At 65.5% G+C, this 15753-nt stretch carries 16 protein-coding genes and 2 pseudogenes; 11 read left to right on the top strand and 7 right to left on the bottom strand.

Annotated elements, in window-relative coordinates; genetic code table 11:
* The 4 genes from K789_RS0107665 to K789_RS0107650 form a co-directional block, all read left to right on the top strand.
* Positions 1-361: response regulator transcription factor (locus tag K789_RS0107665; RefSeq protein WP_024366250.1), on the top strand; the 361-nt coding region annotated here is incomplete at its 5' end.
* A gap of 303 nt (positions 362-664) precedes the next feature.
* The gene (locus K789_RS0107660; protein WP_024366249.1) at positions 665-2107 is read left to right on the top strand and encodes an amino acid permease; all 1443 of its coding nucleotides are present in this window, start codon (positions 665-667) and stop codon (positions 2105-2107) included.
* A gap of 419 nt (positions 2108-2526) precedes the next feature.
* Positions 2527-3435: an intradiol ring-cleavage dioxygenase gene (locus K789_RS0107655; RefSeq protein WP_024366248.1), complete on the top strand. Its 909-nt coding sequence runs from the start codon at positions 2527-2529 to the stop codon at positions 3433-3435.
* Positions 3436-3475: 40 nt separating this feature from the next.
* Complete coding sequence (locus K789_RS0107650) at positions 3476-4786, top strand: M18 family aminopeptidase (protein WP_024366247.1); 1311 nt, start codon at positions 3476-3478, stop codon at positions 4784-4786.
* A 28-nt stretch (positions 4787-4814) separates the two neighbouring features.
* Here K789_RS0107650 and K789_RS0107645 read toward each other — a convergent pair whose 3' ends face one another.
* The 5 genes from K789_RS0107645 to K789_RS0107625 all read right to left on the bottom strand — a co-directional run bounded on the left by K789_RS0107645 (position 4815) and on the right by K789_RS0107625 (position 10684).
* Positions 4815-5735: a glycosyltransferase gene (locus K789_RS0107645; protein ID WP_024366246.1), complete on the bottom strand. Its 921-nt coding sequence runs from the start codon at positions 5733-5735 to the stop codon at positions 4815-4817.
* The gene (locus tag K789_RS24475) at positions 5732-6880 is read right to left on the bottom strand and encodes a glycosyltransferase (protein ID WP_024366245.1); all 1149 of its coding nucleotides are present in this window, start codon (positions 6878-6880) and stop codon (positions 5732-5734) included. Before K789_RS24475 ends, K789_RS0107645 begins: the two co-directional genes overlap by 4 nt.
* Positions 6877-8157 carry a glycosyltransferase gene (locus K789_RS0107635; protein WP_024366244.1) on the bottom strand — a complete coding sequence of 427 codons (1281 nt, stop codon included), beginning with the start codon at positions 8155-8157 and terminating at the stop codon, positions 6877-6879. Before K789_RS0107635 ends, K789_RS24475 begins: the two co-directional genes overlap by 4 nt.
* Complete coding sequence (locus K789_RS0107630; RefSeq protein WP_024366243.1) at positions 8154-9614, bottom strand: oligosaccharide flippase family protein; 1461 nt, start codon at positions 9612-9614, stop codon at positions 8154-8156. The genes K789_RS0107635 and K789_RS0107630 overlap by 4 nt, the downstream gene beginning before the upstream one ends.
* A gap of 386 nt (positions 9615-10000) precedes the next feature.
* Positions 10001-10684, bottom strand: a complete 684-nt coding sequence (locus K789_RS0107625; protein ID WP_024366242.1) for a DUF1345 domain-containing protein — start codon at positions 10682-10684, stop codon at positions 10001-10003.
* A 240-nt stretch (positions 10685-10924) separates the two neighbouring features.
* Between K789_RS0107625 and rpsF the strand changes: the two genes are divergently transcribed.
* The 4 genes from rpsF to rplI all read left to right on the top strand — a co-directional run bounded on the left by rpsF (position 10925) and on the right by rplI (position 12714).
* The gene (gene rpsF, locus K789_RS0107620) at positions 10925-11230 is read left to right on the top strand and encodes a 30S ribosomal protein S6 (RefSeq protein ID WP_024366241.1); all 306 of its coding nucleotides are present in this window, start codon (positions 10925-10927) and stop codon (positions 11228-11230) included.
* Positions 11231-11285: 55 nt separating this feature from the next.
* Entirely contained in the window at positions 11286-11879 is a 594-nt protein-coding gene (locus tag K789_RS0107615) for a single-stranded DNA-binding protein (protein ID WP_024366240.1), read from the top strand.
* Between the two features lie 125 nt (positions 11880-12004).
* Complete coding sequence (gene rpsR / locus K789_RS0107610) at positions 12005-12244, top strand: 30S ribosomal protein S18 (RefSeq protein ID WP_003800144.1); 240 nt, start codon at positions 12005-12007, stop codon at positions 12242-12244.
* Between the two features lie 17 nt (positions 12245-12261).
* A complete protein-coding gene (gene rplI / locus K789_RS0107605; protein ID WP_024366239.1) occupies positions 12262-12714 on the top strand; it encodes a 50S ribosomal protein L9 in 453 nt (150 codons plus the stop codon).
* 92 nt (positions 12715-12806) lie between these two features.
* On the opposite strand, the gene K789_RS0107600 is transcribed toward rplI, so the two are convergent.
* Positions 12807-13241, bottom strand: coding sequence for a DUF1801 domain-containing protein (locus tag K789_RS0107600; RefSeq protein ID WP_029704715.1), 435 nt, complete (start codon positions 13239-13241; stop codon positions 12807-12809).
* An 86-nt stretch (positions 13242-13327) separates the two neighbouring features.
* Between K789_RS0107600 and K789_RS22580 the strand changes: the two are divergent.
* The 3 genes and pseudogenes from K789_RS22580 to K789_RS22575 all read left to right on the top strand — a co-directional run bounded on the left by K789_RS22580 (position 13328) and on the right by K789_RS22575 (position 15281).
* Positions 13328-14168: pseudogene (locus K789_RS22580) on the top strand (PhzF family phenazine biosynthesis protein).
* A 134-nt stretch (positions 14169-14302) separates the two neighbouring features.
* Positions 14303-14929 (top strand): FMN reductase, encoded by a 627-nt coding sequence (locus tag K789_RS0107590; protein WP_024366237.1) that lies wholly within the window; start codon positions 14303-14305, stop codon positions 14927-14929.
* Between the two features lie 52 nt (positions 14930-14981).
* Positions 14982-15281 (top strand): annotated as a pseudogene (locus K789_RS22575) (zf-TFIIB domain-containing protein).
* Between the two features lie 17 nt (positions 15282-15298).
* Here K789_RS22575 and K789_RS0107580 read toward each other — a convergent pair.
* On the bottom strand, positions 15299-15753 hold a 455-nt coding region (locus tag K789_RS0107580), incomplete at its 5' end, for a hypothetical protein (protein ID WP_024366236.1).

Below are 15753 nucleotides of genomic sequence, written 5' to 3'. Positions count from 1 at the left end.
GGTGGCGCCACGCATCACCCGGCGGCTGCTGGAGACGTATGTCCGGGGCAGCGGGGCCGGCGGCGCGGCGGACGGGCGGTCTGACCCCGGCGGCGCCTCCGGTCCGGCACCCGCCACCGCGGTCCGGCCCGGCAAGGATCCGCTGCTGGAGGACCTCACCCCGCGCGAAAGCGAGATGCTCGGGGCGATGGCTGAGGGACTCTCCAACGCCGAAATTGCGCACCGGTACTTCCTTTCCGAAGCCACCGTCAAGACACATGTGCGCCGGATCCTCACCAAGCTGCACCTGCGTGACCGGGTCCAGGCCGTGGTGTATGCCTACGAGACCGGTCTGGTGGTGCCCAGCAACCCGGACTATTGAGCCGGCCCAGGTGCGGCGGCCGGGCGGATGTCGGCTGGCGGGAGTGCAGCGGCCGGCCGCTCGGTCCGCGGATTGCCTGAAGCAGTGGTTTCAGGCACATTACAAAATTGCCCGTGAAGCAACTTTCCTTGCTTAACGGGCCGTGTTGTTGGAAGTGTGCCCGGACTTCGCGTGCGTCATTTGTGGGATTGCACAGAACAGACGGTCCCCGGCCCGGTCTAGGGTGAAACGTCAATGTGGTCCGCCACACATGTTTCCACTATTCACCCGCGGACCCGCACAATCCACGAAGGACGGCGCCTTATGCAGGCTGACCAGCAGCTCTCCAAGTCCCTGAAACCCAGGCACTTGTCCATGATCGCCATCGCCGGCGTTATCGGCGCCGGCCTGTTCGTCGGCTCCGGCGCGGCAATCCAGCAGGCGGGCCCCGGGATCCTGGTCGCTTACACGGCGGCAGGCCTCGTTGTCATCCTGGTCATGCGGATGCTCGGTGAGATGGCGGCGGCCAACCCGGAAACCGGTTCCTTCTCGACCTATGCGGACAAAGCCCTGGGCCGCTGGGCAGGGTTCAGCATCGGCTGGCTCTACGCCTGGTTCTGGATCATTGTCCTGGGCATCGAGGCCACGGCCGGCGCGGCGATCATGCACCGCTGGGTGCCCGGGATCGATCAGTGGGTCTGGGCGCTGTTGCTGATGGTGCTTCTGACCCTGACCAACCTGGGCTCGGTGAAGTCCTTTGGTGAGTTCGAGTTCTGGTTCGCGTCGATCAAGGTCGCGGCGATTGTGCTGTTCCTGCTTTTCGGCGTCGCGGCCATTTTGGGCTTGGTTCCGGGCGTTCCGGCCCCCGGAGTGAGCAACCTGCTGGAAAACGGCGGCTTTATGCCCAACGGGCCGGGCGCCGTGCTGGCCGGCATCCTCGTGGTTGTGTTCTCCTTCTTCGGCGCTGAAATCGCCACCATCGCCGCCGGTGAGTCCGAAAACCCGGTCGATGCGGTCAAGAAGGCCGTGAAGTCCACCGTCTGGCGCATCCTCGTCTTCTACATCGGCTCCATCGCGGTTGTGGTCACCCTTCTGCCCTGGAACTCCGCTTCCGTGGCGAAGAGCCCGTACGTCGCCGTGATCGAACTCTTCGGCATCCCCGGCGCCGGCACCATCATGGACATCGTGGTACTGACCTCCGTCCTGTCATGCCTCAACTCCGGCCTGTACACCGCCAGCCGGATGCTGTTCTCGCTCTCCCGCCGCGGCGACGCGCCGCGGTCCTGGATGCGGATCTCCAAGCGCGGCGTTCCGGCCGCCGCCGTCCTGGCCTCCACCGTGGTCGGCTTCATCACCGTCGGCCTGAACTACATTGCCCCGGACACCGTGTTCCTGTTCCTGGTCAACACCTCGGGGGCCATCGCCCTGTTCGTGTGGCTCGTGATTGCCGGCTCGCAGCTGATCCTGCGCCGCCGCATGGGCGCGGCGGCCAAGGACCTCCAGCTCAAGATGTGGCTCTTCCCCTACCTGACGTGGGTCGCCATCATCAGCATCGTCGCACTGCTGATCGGCATGGTGGTCCTGGATTCCACCCGCGAGTCGCTGCTGCTCTCCCTGGCCCTTGCCGCCGTCGTGGTGGGTCTCGGACTGTGGCGCTACCGCAAGAACGGCGGGAAGTCCCCGGCTGGCGGAGACACCGAGGCAGGCGCGGCCGAGGCCGAGGCGCCAGCCGAAGTCGCCACCGTGGGTGCCGGCCCGGCGTCGTAGCTCACAGGGCCCGCTGGCGGCGTGGCCCTGTGCCCGCCAGCACCGCGGGACATGCCCATTCTTGCCGCGCAGCGTTGGACATCGTGCCACTATGTCCACTCGCCATCACCAGGGGAGGGCATGTCCTGCGGCCAGGCGGGACATGCCCATTCCTGCCGCGCAGCCAGGGCACGCGGGTTCGCCAGCACCGCGGGACATGTCCAGTCCTGCGGCGCAGCGTTGGACATCGTGCCACTATGTCCACTCGCCATCACCAGGGGAGGGCATGTCCTGCGGCCAGGCGGGACATGCCCAGTCCCCGGGGCGCGCGGAGGGCATGTCCAGCGGCCAGCCAGCGTCCGGGGCGCACCTGTGCAGGCCACAGCTCCCTCACAGGAGGGGCCCAGTCAGGGCATAGTGCCCCGGGGTTCCATGGACGCATGACCTCTTCCCCGCAGCCACCCCACGAGCCGCACCCCAACCACGACCGCGGCCTGGAATTCGATCTCTCCACCCTTCTGAGCCGCCGATCGCTGGGCATGTTCCTCGGTGCCGGCACGGCATCCGCCCTGGCAGCCTGTACCCCGGGCGGCTCCACGGCCACCGCGCCCTCCTCGGCGGCAACGACGGCAGGTTCGGCCCCGGCATCCTCCGGAACCGCCGCCCCGGGCACGCCGTCAGCCTCCGCCTCGCCCGCGCTGACCCGGGCGATCGCCGAGTGCGGCGTCGAAATCCCGGAGGAAACGGCCGGACCGTATCCCGGCAATGGCTCCAACGGACCCAATGTACTGGCGGTTTCGGGTGTGGTCCGGCAGGACATCACGTCGAGCTTCGGCACCTCCAGCACCAAGGTCGACGGCGTGCCGCTCACCGTCACGCTGACCCTGCTCGACAACGCCAACGGGTGCGTTCCACTGGCCGGGGCCGCGGTCTACGCCTGGCACTGCGACAAGGACGGCAAGTACTCGATGTACGACGCCGGACTCAAGAACGAGAACTACCTCCGCGGCGTCCAGGAGGCGGACGCCAACGGCCAGGTCACCTTCCAGACCATCTTCCCCGGTGCGTACAGCGGCCGCTGGCCGCACATCCACTTCGAAGTCTTCGAATCCATGGACAACGCGACGGCGGCCGGGCAGGTCCTCGCCGTGTCCCAGATCGCGCTGACGGACGCCGCGTGCAAGGAGGTCTACGCCTCCGCCGGCTACGAATCGAGCGCCCGGAACTTCCCCCGGACCACGCTGAAATCGGACAACGTCTTCGGCGACGACGGCGGCATCTACCAGCTGGCCGCCATGACCGGGTCAGTCTCCGGCGGCTACACGGCCGGCCTCAACGTGACCGTGTAGGAACCCGCCGGCCAGGGGGCCCGGCGCTAGACTCAGAGCCATGCCTTCACAGCCCAACGCCGCAGCCCACATCCAGGATCTCGGCGCCTACGTCACCGCATCGCCGTCAAGCTTCCACGCCGTCCACGAAGCAGCCCGCCGGCTGAACGGGGCGGGGTTCACGGCCCTCGACGAGCTGCAGCCCTGGGACGAAGCCGCCGGGGCAGGGAAGTTCTACGTGATCCGCGACGGCGCGATCATCGCCTGGGTGACTCCGGAGACGGCCGGACCCACCACCGGTTTCAACATCCTGGGCGCCCACACCGATTCGCCGTCGTTCAAGCTCAAGCCCAAACCCACCACGGGCAGGTTCGGCTGGCTGCAGGCCGGCGTCGAGGTTTATGGCGGCCCGCTGCTTAACTCCTGGCTGGATCGCGAACTGCAGCTCGCCGGTCGCCTGGTGTTGCGGGACGGCACCCAGCACCTCACCGCCACCGGGCCGCTGCTGCGTTTTCCTCAGCTGGCCATCCACCTGGACCGCGCCGTGAACGAGGGGCTGGCCCTGGACAAGCAGCAGCACATGAACCCGGTCTATGGGCTGGGGGATCCGGCGGGCGAAGACCTGCTGGGACTGCTGGCGGACCGGGTTGCCGGCGCGGACGTGGACGCTGCGCAGATCGGCGGCTACGACGTCGTCATCGCGGACACCCAGGCCCCTGCCGTTTTCGGCGCGAAGGGCGAGTTCTTCGCCTCCGGGCGGCTGGACAACCTGTCGGCAACCCATGCCGGGCTCACCGCGCTGATCGCCCACGCGGCCGAGCCGCTGCCGGCCGGGGCGCCCATTGCCGTGCTGGCCGCGTTTGATCATGAGGAAATCGGGTCCGCGTCCCGTTCCGGCGCGAGCGGGCCCATCCTCGAGGACGTGCTGGTGCGCATTTCCGACGGTCTGGGTGCCTCGGCGAGCCAGCGGCGGCAGGCATTCGCGGCGTCGTTCTGTGTGTCCGCCGACGCCGGGCACGCCGTCCACCCGAACTACGCCGAACGGCACGATCCGGCCAACCGGCCGGCCCTGAATGGCGGCCCGCTGCTGAAGATCAACGCCAACCAGCGGTATGCCACGGATGCCACGGGCGCGGCCCTGTGGGCGCGGCTGTGCGCGGACGCCGGCATCCCGTACCAGGAGTTCGTCTCCAACAACGTGATGCCGTGCGGTTCCACCATCGGTCCGCTGACGGCGACCCGCCTGGGCATCCGGACGGTCGACATCGGCGTGCCCCTGCTTTCGATGCACTCGGCCCGTGAACTTTGCGGCGTCGAGGATCCTTACCGGCTCGCGAGGGTGACGGAGCTGTTTTTCCGGACGGCGGCGTAGGCAGATGGGCAGGTGGCAGCGCGCACGGCTAAGTGTCCCGCTGCGGCGCCGTGCGGAGTGCCCACTGCGTCTTGAGCCGGTCGAGACCCTCTTTGCCGACCACAGTCATGGCAGCGTGCTTTAGCAGCGAGCGTCCGGAATCCAGCGCGATCCGGCGTGGCCGCTCCAGCGCGGCGTCCCGCATAAGGTCAAGGCGGCCGACGTCATCGACGCCGTCCAGCAGGCTTCCGAAGGTACCCATGTAGGGCGCGGCAGAAACACGTTTCCCGCGGATTCTGTTGCTGACATTTGAACCGTGAATAACCTGAAGCCAGGCCGGGGCGCCGGCGAGCTCCCTGACGTTCATCGACTGTCCAAGCAAGTTGTGCCAATCGGACCAGCAGGTCCGGGCGGCTTCCCAGTCTTCCCGGACCGAGCAGAAAGCGTTTGATCGATCCCGGCGGAGGTAAAGGGCACTGCCATTCCGGATAAGACCATGGGCGAGGTAAATCGCTGTGCGGGTTCCGTCGCTTCCGGCGGCCTGAAGGCGCTCAACGAAGTCCGAAGCGAGGCCATCGTCGTTGTCCAGATTGGTGGTCATGAGCTCCCCGTGCTGGGCTCCTGACACTGCGCGCAAATCCTCGAGAAGTTCGCCGCGGCCGACTTCGGCCCTGTAGATGGGCGTGAATGTCCCGCGGACATTGAGGTCGTCGAGCGACCTGACAAGCCATTCGGGACTTTGCGGATCGAGGTAGATGATCCATTTGAAGTTTTGGTCCGACTGCTGCAGCACTGACGGAAGGCAGAACCGGCGGAACAATTCCAGCCGCGTACGCAGCCAGCCATCCTTCGCCCGGACAACGCTCTCCGCCCCTACTGATGGAAGGTTGAATCTGGTTAGCAGAACGTGATCTACATCCGCGCTGCTCTTTGTTCCTTCCGGCGGCCGGAAGGGCCTCGATGGGCTCACGGCTTGACTCCTTGAATAATCCCGAGAAACTGGTTCGCCCTGACGTGCCAAGTATGCAGGGACGCGACGTCGCGTCGCAGATGTCCCAGGCCCGCCTCCTCGGGGCTGTCCAGGATCCTGCGGACCTGGTTGGCGAATTCAGCAGGGCCGGATGCGACGGCGACAAGTTCGGTGTTGAGCCAGCGGACTGCCGGCAGGTCGCTCGCCACGACGGGCATTCCGGAGGCGAGATATTCCAAGGTCTTGAGCGGAAAGCTGGAGCGGTTGAAGGCCGTATCCGCATAGGGGGTCAAACCAACACCGATCTCAGCCAGGTGCGGCGCCAGTTCCTTGGCGGGGAGTTGGCCGAGCCAGGTCACATTGGGTGCGGCAAGGAAGGCATCGAGCCGTCGTCCCGTTTCCGCGTCGCGCTCGGTGCGGGGGCCGATCACGAGCAGTGGGATTCCAGCGTCCTGCACGGCTTCGAGCAGCTGCATGTCCAATCGCTCATTCAGCTGTCCGATGAGACCGGCATTCCGGCGGCGCGGCACGCCAGGGTCCTCGAGATCAGGAAGATCGCATCCATTCGGGATCAGGACGACCGGAGCCGCCGCGCCGGGGGTCCCCTCCAAGACCGAAGCAAGGTGTGGAGAGACCGTCGCACACACGTCGGCGGTTCGCAGGTTGTCCCGCAGCTTGCGTTGCACAAAACGACGGGACAAGTTCATGAGTCCGGCTCCCGCAACCCAATCGTCGGTGACATACAAGACCTTCGTGCCCTCGACCCCCGTGGGAAAGCTGCTGATCGGCGAGGAAAGAATAGTCGCGAATGGGCGCAACTGACACCGCCGAAGTGCCGTCTTGATTGCGCGGCCGAGAAGTACCCTTGCAACGGAGGACAACCCCCAGCGGGCAAATCCGGGGACCGAGAGGGAACGCACTCGTGTGATACCCGGTGCCACTTCCGTAATTTCGACACTTTGTCGCCCCAGACTCGACCCCGGTCGATTGGCCAGGTGAATGGGAAGTGGCGGATCGATCCACAGGACCGGCACGTGGACGGCCAAAGCCCTGGCGAGCCGGTAGTCGGTTCCGCGCACGTCATCCCAGCGGCTCCCCGGGAGGTAGAGGAGCGTTTCCTGCGCCGCTGTCCGCCGCTGCGTCATGGTGATGCCTGCCGTGTGGTGCCGGCCTCAAGTTCCGGACCCGCCTGTCTGCGCCACGCCACCGGACGGGAATTGAAATCGTCAGCTGGAGATGACCCCAGGACCCCGCGCAGCCTTCTGGCCAGTTCGTATTCGACAAACCTGGCGAGAGCTCCCGCCTCCTGCACGATGCTGACTTCCCCAGCCGCTTCGCTGGCCAGCGAGTAGAAGTTTTCCAGTACGAGCGCACCGCGCGTCAACGAGAACCGGCCCTGAACCGTTGAGAGCCCGAAGCTGCCAAGCGTCTTGCGGCAGGACTCGTCCAGAAGCAGGCCGCGCAGCAGTTGTGCCAGCCGCCCGGGCCCGTCCTGGGTTCCGGGGCCGACTCCGTACCAGCCCTGCTCAAGGAAGAGCGGAAGGCTGTCCGGAGTCAGGACCTCCCAGAACCCCTTTTCGCCTTGAACAATCAGCGGTTTTGCAAAGGCCATTGCCCGCAGCGCCGACCCGCCCATCCCGAGGGCAACATCAGCCACGGCATAGGCCGCCCGTGGATCCTCGAGCTCCCCGGTGAGCACGATGACCGGCCGGCCCCTTGCGGCGTTGACCGCCCGAGCGTGGTTTTCGACGAGCCGCCGCGCCGGACCATCGCCGGCAATGACAAGTTGAATAGGGAGTTCTTGTGAGAGCATTCCCGTGCAGTCGATCGCAGCCAGGATGCCCTCGAGTTTCAGCTCTTTTGCCAGTCGCGTCACGAGAACCACCGTGTAGGCTGCCGGATCGAGGCCCCACTTACCGCGGAATTCCTGTTCGGCGACGTCCAGTGACGGATTGTTGGCATCAAGGTCCACCGGCGGCTCCAGCAACGCGGCGAGGGTCCGACCGAACTCCTGCTCCGCCGTCAGGATCTCTTGGGTGCCTACCAGAATCGGCATCGACTTGGGAATGAACGGTGCCACGGCCATGGACATCACCGTTGCCACAGCCGCAGTGCCTGGCGACCGTCGGGAAGCAATGAGGCTTTCCAGCGCCGGTGGCCATTCGTAGCCGTGGATGATGTCGATCTTTCGTTCCCGGGCAACGCGGACCAGTGCTTTCACCACCGAGGGGGTCGGCCTGCGGTGCGGTTCCGGAGATGGAATAAACTCCAGCCCCAGCTCCTCGATGCGCTGGTTCAGCGGCCCCGGCCGTCCGAAGACGATGACCTCGTGACCCAACCGCTGCACCGCGGCCGCGAGCTCGACGGCGTTCAGTTGGCTGCCGCCGATCCCCAGATCGTGAGGGTAGACGAGGATTCTCATACGGGCGCCTCCACGGTGGCGGCTTTTCCGATGGATCGCAGTTCCCGGATGCGGTCCCGCTGCAGGTACAGCAAACCGGCTGTCACCAGTACCGCAAGTGTCCCGGCGGTGACAAGTGCTACGAGGTGATCGGCCACCGTCATCGCCAGGATGCGCGCTGCTGCACCCGTAGCCAAACCTGCTGCGAAAGGTAAACGGATCTTTGCCAAAATCCCCCTGAGGGACAGCCCGTTCGCCCTGAGCTTCCAGAGGTACAGGGGTAGGACCACGCATCCTGTCACGGCCGCCTGTGCCGCCGCGAGTCCGCCCAGCCCTCCCCCGGCGGCCCCGGCCACGAGCGCGGGAACCAGCACCAGCAGGCTTCCGGCCTGCACGATGAAGACCGTCCCGGACTTGCCCAGGACCACGAGGTAGTCATAGACGAGATCGCAAAATACTTTGCAGGTCGCGGCGACGACAAGCCAGGAAATGGCGGTCGCTGCCGCCACCCACGCCGCACCATAGACGAATTCCACTAACGGCACGGCGATCCCGGCCACGAAGAGAATGACCGGGAACGTTGCGGCTGCCAACACCACCACAATGGCCTCTAAGGCTGAATTCATACGCGGTCGGTTCCCCTGCAAGGCGGAGAAGGCAGAGGGCGCAACCCTGCGGAGCGGTTGGGCGAAGATACTCACCGGCCAGTTGGAGAGGTTGAAAGCCAACACGTAGAACGCCAGGACCGTTGACCCCAGAACTGCCCCGGCCGTGAGTTGGTCCGCATAGCCGACAGCGAAGAATATGACGCTGGTCCCGGCCAGCGGCAGCCCGAAGCGTAAGAGGGGCCCCAGCAGCGAGCGGTCCAGCCCAAAACGGTATGGCAATGGTGAAGCCGCCAGAAACATCACCCCAGAGACCAGACTGCCCGCCAGCCGACCCGCTGCCAGGGCCATGGCTCCCATCCCCGCGAGGGCAAGCACCACGGAGAGGACGGCGCCGATCCACACATTGGCTTGGTCGATCCAAAGCCGTTCCTTCTCCCTGAAGTCGCGCTGCAGCAGGGCCGCCGGCGAGGCAACAACCCCGTTGACGAAGACACTCAGAATCAGGATCCGCACGACATCGGTGGCGCCGGGATCTCCCATTGCTGTGGTGAAGACCGGCGCGGCGACCATCGCGGCAGTACAGAACAAAGTGCTGCCGACGACGGAGATTGTGTTGACCGTCGGCACGATCCTGGCTGGGTCTTCGGGCCATCGAACAATTGCGAGGGAGACCCCCAGTTCGTTGAAGCTAAGTACGGCCACGAGGGCGACCATGGCGACGGCGAAAGTCCCGAAGGATTCGGGGCCCAACACTCGCGCCAGGACTATTCCTATGCCGAGTGTCCCGAGCCGTGAGACAACGGTATTGAGCAGACCCCAGCCAAAAGCATTCGAGGCGCCGGTCATCCGGGTACCGATGGCCGCCTTCATGGCTGTCCCAGTGCAGCCGCTAAACGTCGATCGAACAAAATCACGGGCGCCCCTATTCATCCCCAAGAGACCATTCAGCCGGGTTTCGTACCTTTTCTCGATGAGAAAACGTGGATCCCGAACTGATGTATTCACCTCCGCACGCCAACGCCAATTGCAGAACGAAAGCCGGGGTCACGCTCGGGGTTGGAGCGAAAGCCCTGACCAGATGGCCGTGCTTTTGCAAATATAGCCGGGGGCCCGTCGGTGGGACTATGCCGCAAGGATAGTCGAGTAGGGCATTGACTGAAGTCGAGTAGTTTTGGTGCCCGGTACTCGTTTTTAGTCCGGAAAACCTCCAAGCGCCGGTCGACTGCAAGGGAGGGAGGTCTGTCAGCCTCGGCCTGTTAGAAGGCCAGGCTGATCACGAGGCTGATGGTCGTGGCCAGGATGACTGTGCCAAAGAGGTAGGACAGCAGGCTGTGCTTGAGCGCTTCCGCCCGGATCCCGTGGTTCTGCAGGGCAGTGTCGGATACCTGGTAAGTCATGCCGAGGCTCGTGGCGAGGTAGGCGAAGTCGGTGTACTGCGGGTGCCTTTCCTGGTTGAAGTCGATGCCGCCCACTGCCGTCCCGGCCTTCCCGCCAATGCTGTAGTAGAGCTCGGCGTAGCGCAGCGTGAACAGCGTCTGTACCAATAACCAGGACAAGGCCACCGACGCCAGGGCCAGGAGCCCGCCGCCGAAACGGGACCCGCCGCCGCTGGCATGGGAATCAACGACGACGGCGGCCACGGCGCCGAGGCTGGCGACGTTGGCCGCCAGAATCAGCAGGTCGGTGATACTGCGGGACGGGTCCTCCGCGGTGGCGTGCGCCCGGGTTTCGGCGGGGTCGAAACGACCGATCGCCACCCAGACCCACACAACATAGGTCAGCGAGGCAGTGCCCCAGCCGACAGCCGGAGCCTCCACCCAGTGCCCGGCCAGGCCGGACGCCGTGGCCGCGAGCAGGCCGGCGAGGAGCATTGCCGCCAGGCGCAGCCGGCTGCGCCTGATCGGCCGGGCGTTGCCGCGGAACGGGGAACCGGTGTTCATTCCCCGATCATGGCACAGGGTTTTCCACATGGAGGCCGGCGTGGCTTCCGGCACCAGCCGGCCGCGCCTACGCTGGGCAGGCATGGAATCGCCGGATCCGGCCCCGATGCACTAAGCTATTGAAGTCTGTGCTGCGCCCTGCCCCCGTTCCTGGGGGTGCTGCGGGCACATGGCACCGCAAATGAACCTCCTGTTACGGAAATGCCGTAACCGCTTAGCCCAAAGGAGGTGGGTTCACATATGCGTCCTTACGAATTGATGGTAATCATCGACCCCGAGGTCGAAGAGCGTACCGTTGAGCCAACGCTTCAGAAGTTCCTGAACGTCATCACGACCGATGGTGGAACCATCGAAAAGGTTGACATCTGGGGCCGCCGTCGCCTGGCTTACGAAATCCAGAAGAAGTCTGAAGGTATCTACGCCGTGGTGAACTTCACCGCTGAGCCGGCTACCGCCAAGGAACTTGATCGCCAGCTGAGCCTCAATGAGACCATCATGCGCACCAAGATCACCCGCCCCGAAGTACAGAAGGTTGTTGCTGAGTAATTTCAGCTCCCGATTTTCACTCTTCACCCCGCAGGAACGAACAAGGAGGCAGTAGATGGCAGGCGAAACCACTATTACGGTCATCGGTAATCTCACCAATGACCCCGAACTGAGGTTCACACCGTCAGGTTCGGCAGTAGCGAATTTCACCATCGCGTCTACTCCCCGCACCTTCGACCGCCAGTCCAATGAGTGGAAGGACGGGGAAACCCTGTTCCTCCGCGCGTCGGTATGGCGTGAAGCAGCCGAAAACGTCGCCGAATCCCTGACCAAGGGCATGCGCGTGATCGTTTCCGGGCGGCTGAAGAGCCGTTCCTACGAAACGAAGGAAGGCGAGAAGCGCACCGTTATCGAGCTTGAGGTCGACGAGATCGGCCCCAGCCTGCGCTACGCCAACGCCAAGGTCAACCGCACCCAGCGCTCCGGCGGTGGGGGTGCCGGCAACGGCGCCCAGGGTGGCTTCGGCGGCGGCAACAGTGGCGGCGGCTTCGGTGGCGGCTCTGGTGGAAACCAGGGCGGCGGCAACTCGGGCGGAACCTGGGGCGGCAACCAGCCTGCACAGCAGCAGGATGACCCCTGGGCCACGCCCGGTGTCAGCAATGCAGGCGGCGGCTGGGGCAACGGCCCGGATTCCGAACCTCCCTTCTAAACAACATCTAAGGTTCGACGACGGAACCCGCCGGACGCCGCAAGGCGGACGTGCGCTGACCGGCGTCGGATCACCACCATCCCGTGGATCAATATCCACGGGCTCCATCGAATAGGAGCTCCACGATGGCTAAGGCTGAACTCCGTAAGCCCAAACCAAAGTCCAACCCCTTGAAGGCCGCTGACATCACTGTCATCGACTACAAGGACGTAGCATTGCTGCGCAAGTTCATCTCCGACCGCGGAAAGATCCGCGCCCGCCGCGTCACTGGCGTCACGGTGCAGGAACAGCGCAAGATCGCACAGGCAATCAAGAACGCCCGCGAAGTTGCTCTGCTGCCTTACTCCGGCGCTGGCCGCGGCTAAGGAAGGGATTAACTAACATGGCAAAGCTCATTCTGACCCACGAAGTAACCGGTCTCGGTGCTGCAGGCGATGTTGTCGAGGTCAAGGACGGTTACGCACGTAACTACCTGCTGCCCCGCAACTTCGCCCTGACCTGGTCCAAGGGTGGCGAGAAGCAGGTTGAGTCCATCAAGACTGCCCGCGCCGCCCGCGAGCACGCTTCCCTGGAAGACGCTCAGAAGCAGGCCGCTGCACTCTCCGCCAAGCCGGTCAAGCTCGTTGTCAAGGCTGGCGAGACCGGACGCCTGTTCGGCACCGTCAAGCAGGACGACGTGGCCGACGCTGTTGAGGCCGCTGGCCTTGGCCGCATCGACAAGCGCAAGGTTGAACTGCCGACGCACATCAAGTCGGTTGGTTCCTACCAGGCACACGTCCGCCTCCACGCCGACGTTGCCGCTGTGATCGAACTCGACGTAGTCGCAGGCAAGTAGCCCTCACCGGCTCCGCAGTCCTGAACTGCTGGAAGGCCCCCGCCTTCGGATCCCTCTTGGGAACCGGAAGCGGGGGCCTTCTGCGTCAACTCTCATTCGTGGTGCAATACCGTCCTCACGTACCGGTAGCCGTTCCGGATCAGTTCGGTGAGCACTGCCTCGTCAACGTCGTCGAGCTTGTTAATGTAGAGACACCCGGCGCCGGTCTTGTGTTTTCCCAGCCGTGCCAGCAGCCCGGCGGACTCCGGCCCATAGCTGAGCCCGTAGAGCGACAGGCTGGCTTTCCGCGGTGAGAAGCCGACGGCGGGCGCGTCGCCTTCGCGCCCGGTTGCGTATTTGTAGTGGTACCGGCCGTAGCCCACAATCGTGGGGCCCCACATCTCGGCAGGCTGCCCCGTGATCCCGGACATCAGTTCGAGCAGCCGGTACCCGTCCCGGCGTCGGACGGGATGCTCGACGGCGGACAGGAACTCCCCGACGGACGCGCCCGTTGCTAAGGTCTTGTTTTGAGTGTTGTTCGCGGCCATGCGGGAAGTCTTGCAGACAGCGGGAGCCTTGTCAGCCGGAGCGGCGCCGGTGATAGCCTGCGGCAGTGAGTTCGACTCCTGCACCTGTGCCCCGCCTTCGTCCTTTCGCCCAGGTGGACGTCTTTACTGACGTGCCCTACCGGGGCAACCCGCTGGCCGTCGTCGTCGACGCAGCGGGCCTCTCCACCGGCGTGATGCAACGGTTCGCCAACTGGACCAACCTCTCCGAGACCACGTTCCTGCTGCCGCCCACCGACCCCGGCGCCGACTACCGGGTCAGGATCTTCACGGGCAGCGAGGAGTTCCCGTTTGCCGGCCACCCAACGCTCGGCTCGGCGCATGCCTGGCTGGAAGCCGGCGGCATCCCCCGGCAGGACGGGATGGTGGTCCAGGAGTGCGGGGCCGGACTGGTCAGGGTGAAGCGCGACGGCGGCCGGCTGGCTTTCGCGGNCCCCGCCGCTGACCCGCTCGGGGCCGGTGGCCGAGGGGGACCTCACCCGCATCGCCGCCGGCCTGAGGATGCCGCGGGAGGCGCTGCTGGACGCGTCCTGGCTGGTCAACGGCCCTGACTGGATCGGTGTGCTGCTCGAGTCGTCGGAGCTGGTGCTCGCCGTCAGGCCTGATTACGCGTCCATGGCGGGACTCAAGGTCGGTGTGATCGGTCCCCATCCGGCCGGATCCGAGGTCGGCTTCGAGGTGCGCACGTTTATCCCGGGCGACGCCGCAGCGGAAGACCCCGTCACCGGCAGCTTCAACGCCGGCGCGGCCCAGTGGCTGATCGGCAGCGGCCGCGCCCCCGAGTCCTACCTCACGGCGCAGGGAACGGCGCTGGGCCGGGCCCGAAGAGTCCACATCGACGCTGTGGGGAACGACATCTGGGTCGGGGGGAGCTCGGTGAGCTGCATCGAGGGGTTCGTCCTGCTCTGAACGTTTGAACGGCCTAATGGGTTGGCAGGTTACCGGACGGGCGGGAATAAAAGTTCCGGGACCCGGCTTCTATAGGTAGATGCAAACGCATATATCGGCGTTTGTGGCCGTCACACAACTTGAGGAGCATTCCCGTGGAATCCCGCCGCATTACCGTTCTCTCCGCCGGACTCGGCGTCCCGTCATCGAGCCGGCTGCTCGCGGACCAACTGGCGTCCTCCGCGGAGCGCCAACTCGCCACGGCAGGCTACGCCGTGGATATCGCGGTGGTGGAACTGCGGGACCTCGCCGTGGACATCGCCAACAATTTCGTGACGGGCTACGCGGCACCGAAGCTGGCCGAAGTGATCGCCCGGGTCGAGGCCTCGGACGGGATCATTGCCGTCAGCCCGGTCTTCAGCGCCTCCTACAGCGGTCTCTTCAAGTCGTTTATCGACGTCCTCGACCCCAAGTCGCTCGAGGGCAAGGCCGTCCTGCTCGGCGCCACGGCCGGAACAGACCGGCACCAGATGGTCCTGGACTTCGCCATGCGGCCCCTCTTCACCTACCTCCGCAGCCGGATCGCAAGCACCGCTGTCTTCGCCGGCCCCCAGGACTGGGGCAATAACGACGACGGCGGCTCACCCCTCTCCACGCGGATCGACCGGGCGGCCAGCGAGTTCATCGGCCTGCTGCAGGGCGCGCAGCCGCAGCAGAAGCCGGCCGTCCTGGAATCGCTTCCGTTCGCGCAATTGCTGGCCGGCATTTCCGGCCGGCCCTGACCCGCCGGTTGCTCCAGCGAACGAATCGTGGACCCGGGTCGGTGTGCGGGACATGAAGTGTCCTGTGGATTCAATTGACCTGATCATGAGCGAATGAAGCGGTGTCGAGATAGATTACTGCCCCAAGTGCCGCGGCGTCTGGCTGGACCGGGGGGAACTGGACAAGATCCCTGACCGCGCAGCGGAGCCTATGGGCGGCGGCGCCCCGGCCGCCGCACCGCCGCTGCCGACACCCGGCCACATTCCGCCACCGCTCTACAATTTTGACCAGCGCCGCGATGACCGCCGGCCCGATGACCGCCGCCGCCCGAAGAAGAAGGAAGGCTGGCTCGGCGAGCTGTTCGACTTCTAGCCGCCGGGACGCTGGGGTCAGTCCTCCAGGAGGGCGATGAACTCGCGGGCCTGTTTGATGGAGATGTCCGAGTGGCGGGTGAGGACCTCCGCCGCGGCTTCGGTGTCGCCGCTGCTGGCCATGGTGCGGATCCGGCCGTAGATCTCATCGTTGAGCATGTTGCTGCTGACCTCACGGGTAACATCGCCCTTGCTGGCGATCGCTCGGTAGCGGTAGGCGAAGCGCTGCGGCGCGTTGTCGTCGTCCTCGCTGGGTGGCTGTTCGGTGGTCTCCGGCCGGAAGGGCTGCGGGTGGGCGGCAAGCGCCCCCACGGCGTCCCGGGAGGCTCTCAGGCCTTCTCCGGTGGACTCGAGGTACAACTTGATGGCGCCCATGGCCTGTCCCTGGGCAATCAGCGCGTAGAGGCGGCGGTGCTGCTCCTGGCTGAGTTTGGCCGCCGAGGCGCGTGCCAGTTCAACCGGGTCGCGTCCGG

Origin of the sequence: Arthrobacter sp. TB 26 (assembly GCF_000427315.1) — a bacterium.
Lineage (GTDB): Bacteria > Actinomycetota > Actinomycetes > Actinomycetales > Micrococcaceae > Arthrobacter.
The sequence above is the reverse complement of the archived record's forward strand: the minus strand, read 5'-3'. Positions and strand labels throughout refer to the sequence as shown.

What these genes read in the sequence shown, in the direction of transcription:
- K789_RS0107660 (WP_024366249.1), top strand. Translation starts at nt 665, where the DNA reads ATGCAGGCTGACCAGCAGCTCTCCAAGTCCCTGAAACCCAGGCACTTG.
- K789_RS0107655 (WP_024366248.1), top strand. Translation starts at nt 2,527, where the DNA reads ATGACCTCTTCCCCGCAGCCACCCCACGAGCCGCACCCCAACCACGAC.
- K789_RS0107650 (WP_024366247.1), top strand. Translation starts at nt 3,476, where the DNA reads ATGCCTTCACAGCCCAACGCCGCAGCCCACATCCAGGATCTCGGCGCC.
- K789_RS24475 (WP_024366245.1), bottom strand. Translation starts at nt 6,880, where the DNA reads ATGACGCAGCGGCGGACAGCGGCGCAGGAAACGCTCCTCTACCTCCCG.
- K789_RS0107635 (WP_024366244.1), bottom strand. Translation starts at nt 8,157, where the DNA reads ATGAGAATCCTCGTCTACCCTCACGATCTGGGGATCGGCGGCAGCCAA.
- K789_RS0107630 (WP_024366243.1), bottom strand. Translation starts at nt 9,614, where the DNA reads ATGAAGGCGGCCATCGGTACCCGGATGACCGGCGCCTCGAATGCTTTT.
- K789_RS0107625 (WP_024366242.1), bottom strand. Translation starts at nt 10,684, where the DNA reads ATGAACACCGGTTCCCCGTTCCGCGGCAACGCCCGGCCGATCAGGCGC.
- rpsF (WP_024366241.1), top strand. Translation starts at nt 10,925, where the DNA reads ATGCGTCCTTACGAATTGATGGTAATCATCGACCCCGAGGTCGAAGAG.
- K789_RS0107615 (WP_024366240.1), top strand. Translation starts at nt 11,286, where the DNA reads ATGGCAGGCGAAACCACTATTACGGTCATCGGTAATCTCACCAATGAC.
- rpsR (WP_003800144.1), top strand. Translation starts at nt 12,005, where the DNA reads ATGGCTAAGGCTGAACTCCGTAAGCCCAAACCAAAGTCCAACCCCTTG.
- rplI (WP_024366239.1), top strand. Translation starts at nt 12,262, where the DNA reads ATGGCAAAGCTCATTCTGACCCACGAAGTAACCGGTCTCGGTGCTGCA.
- K789_RS0107600 (WP_029704715.1), bottom strand. Translation starts at nt 13,241, where the DNA reads ATGGCCGCGAACAACACTCAAAACAAGACCTTAGCAACGGGCGCGTCC.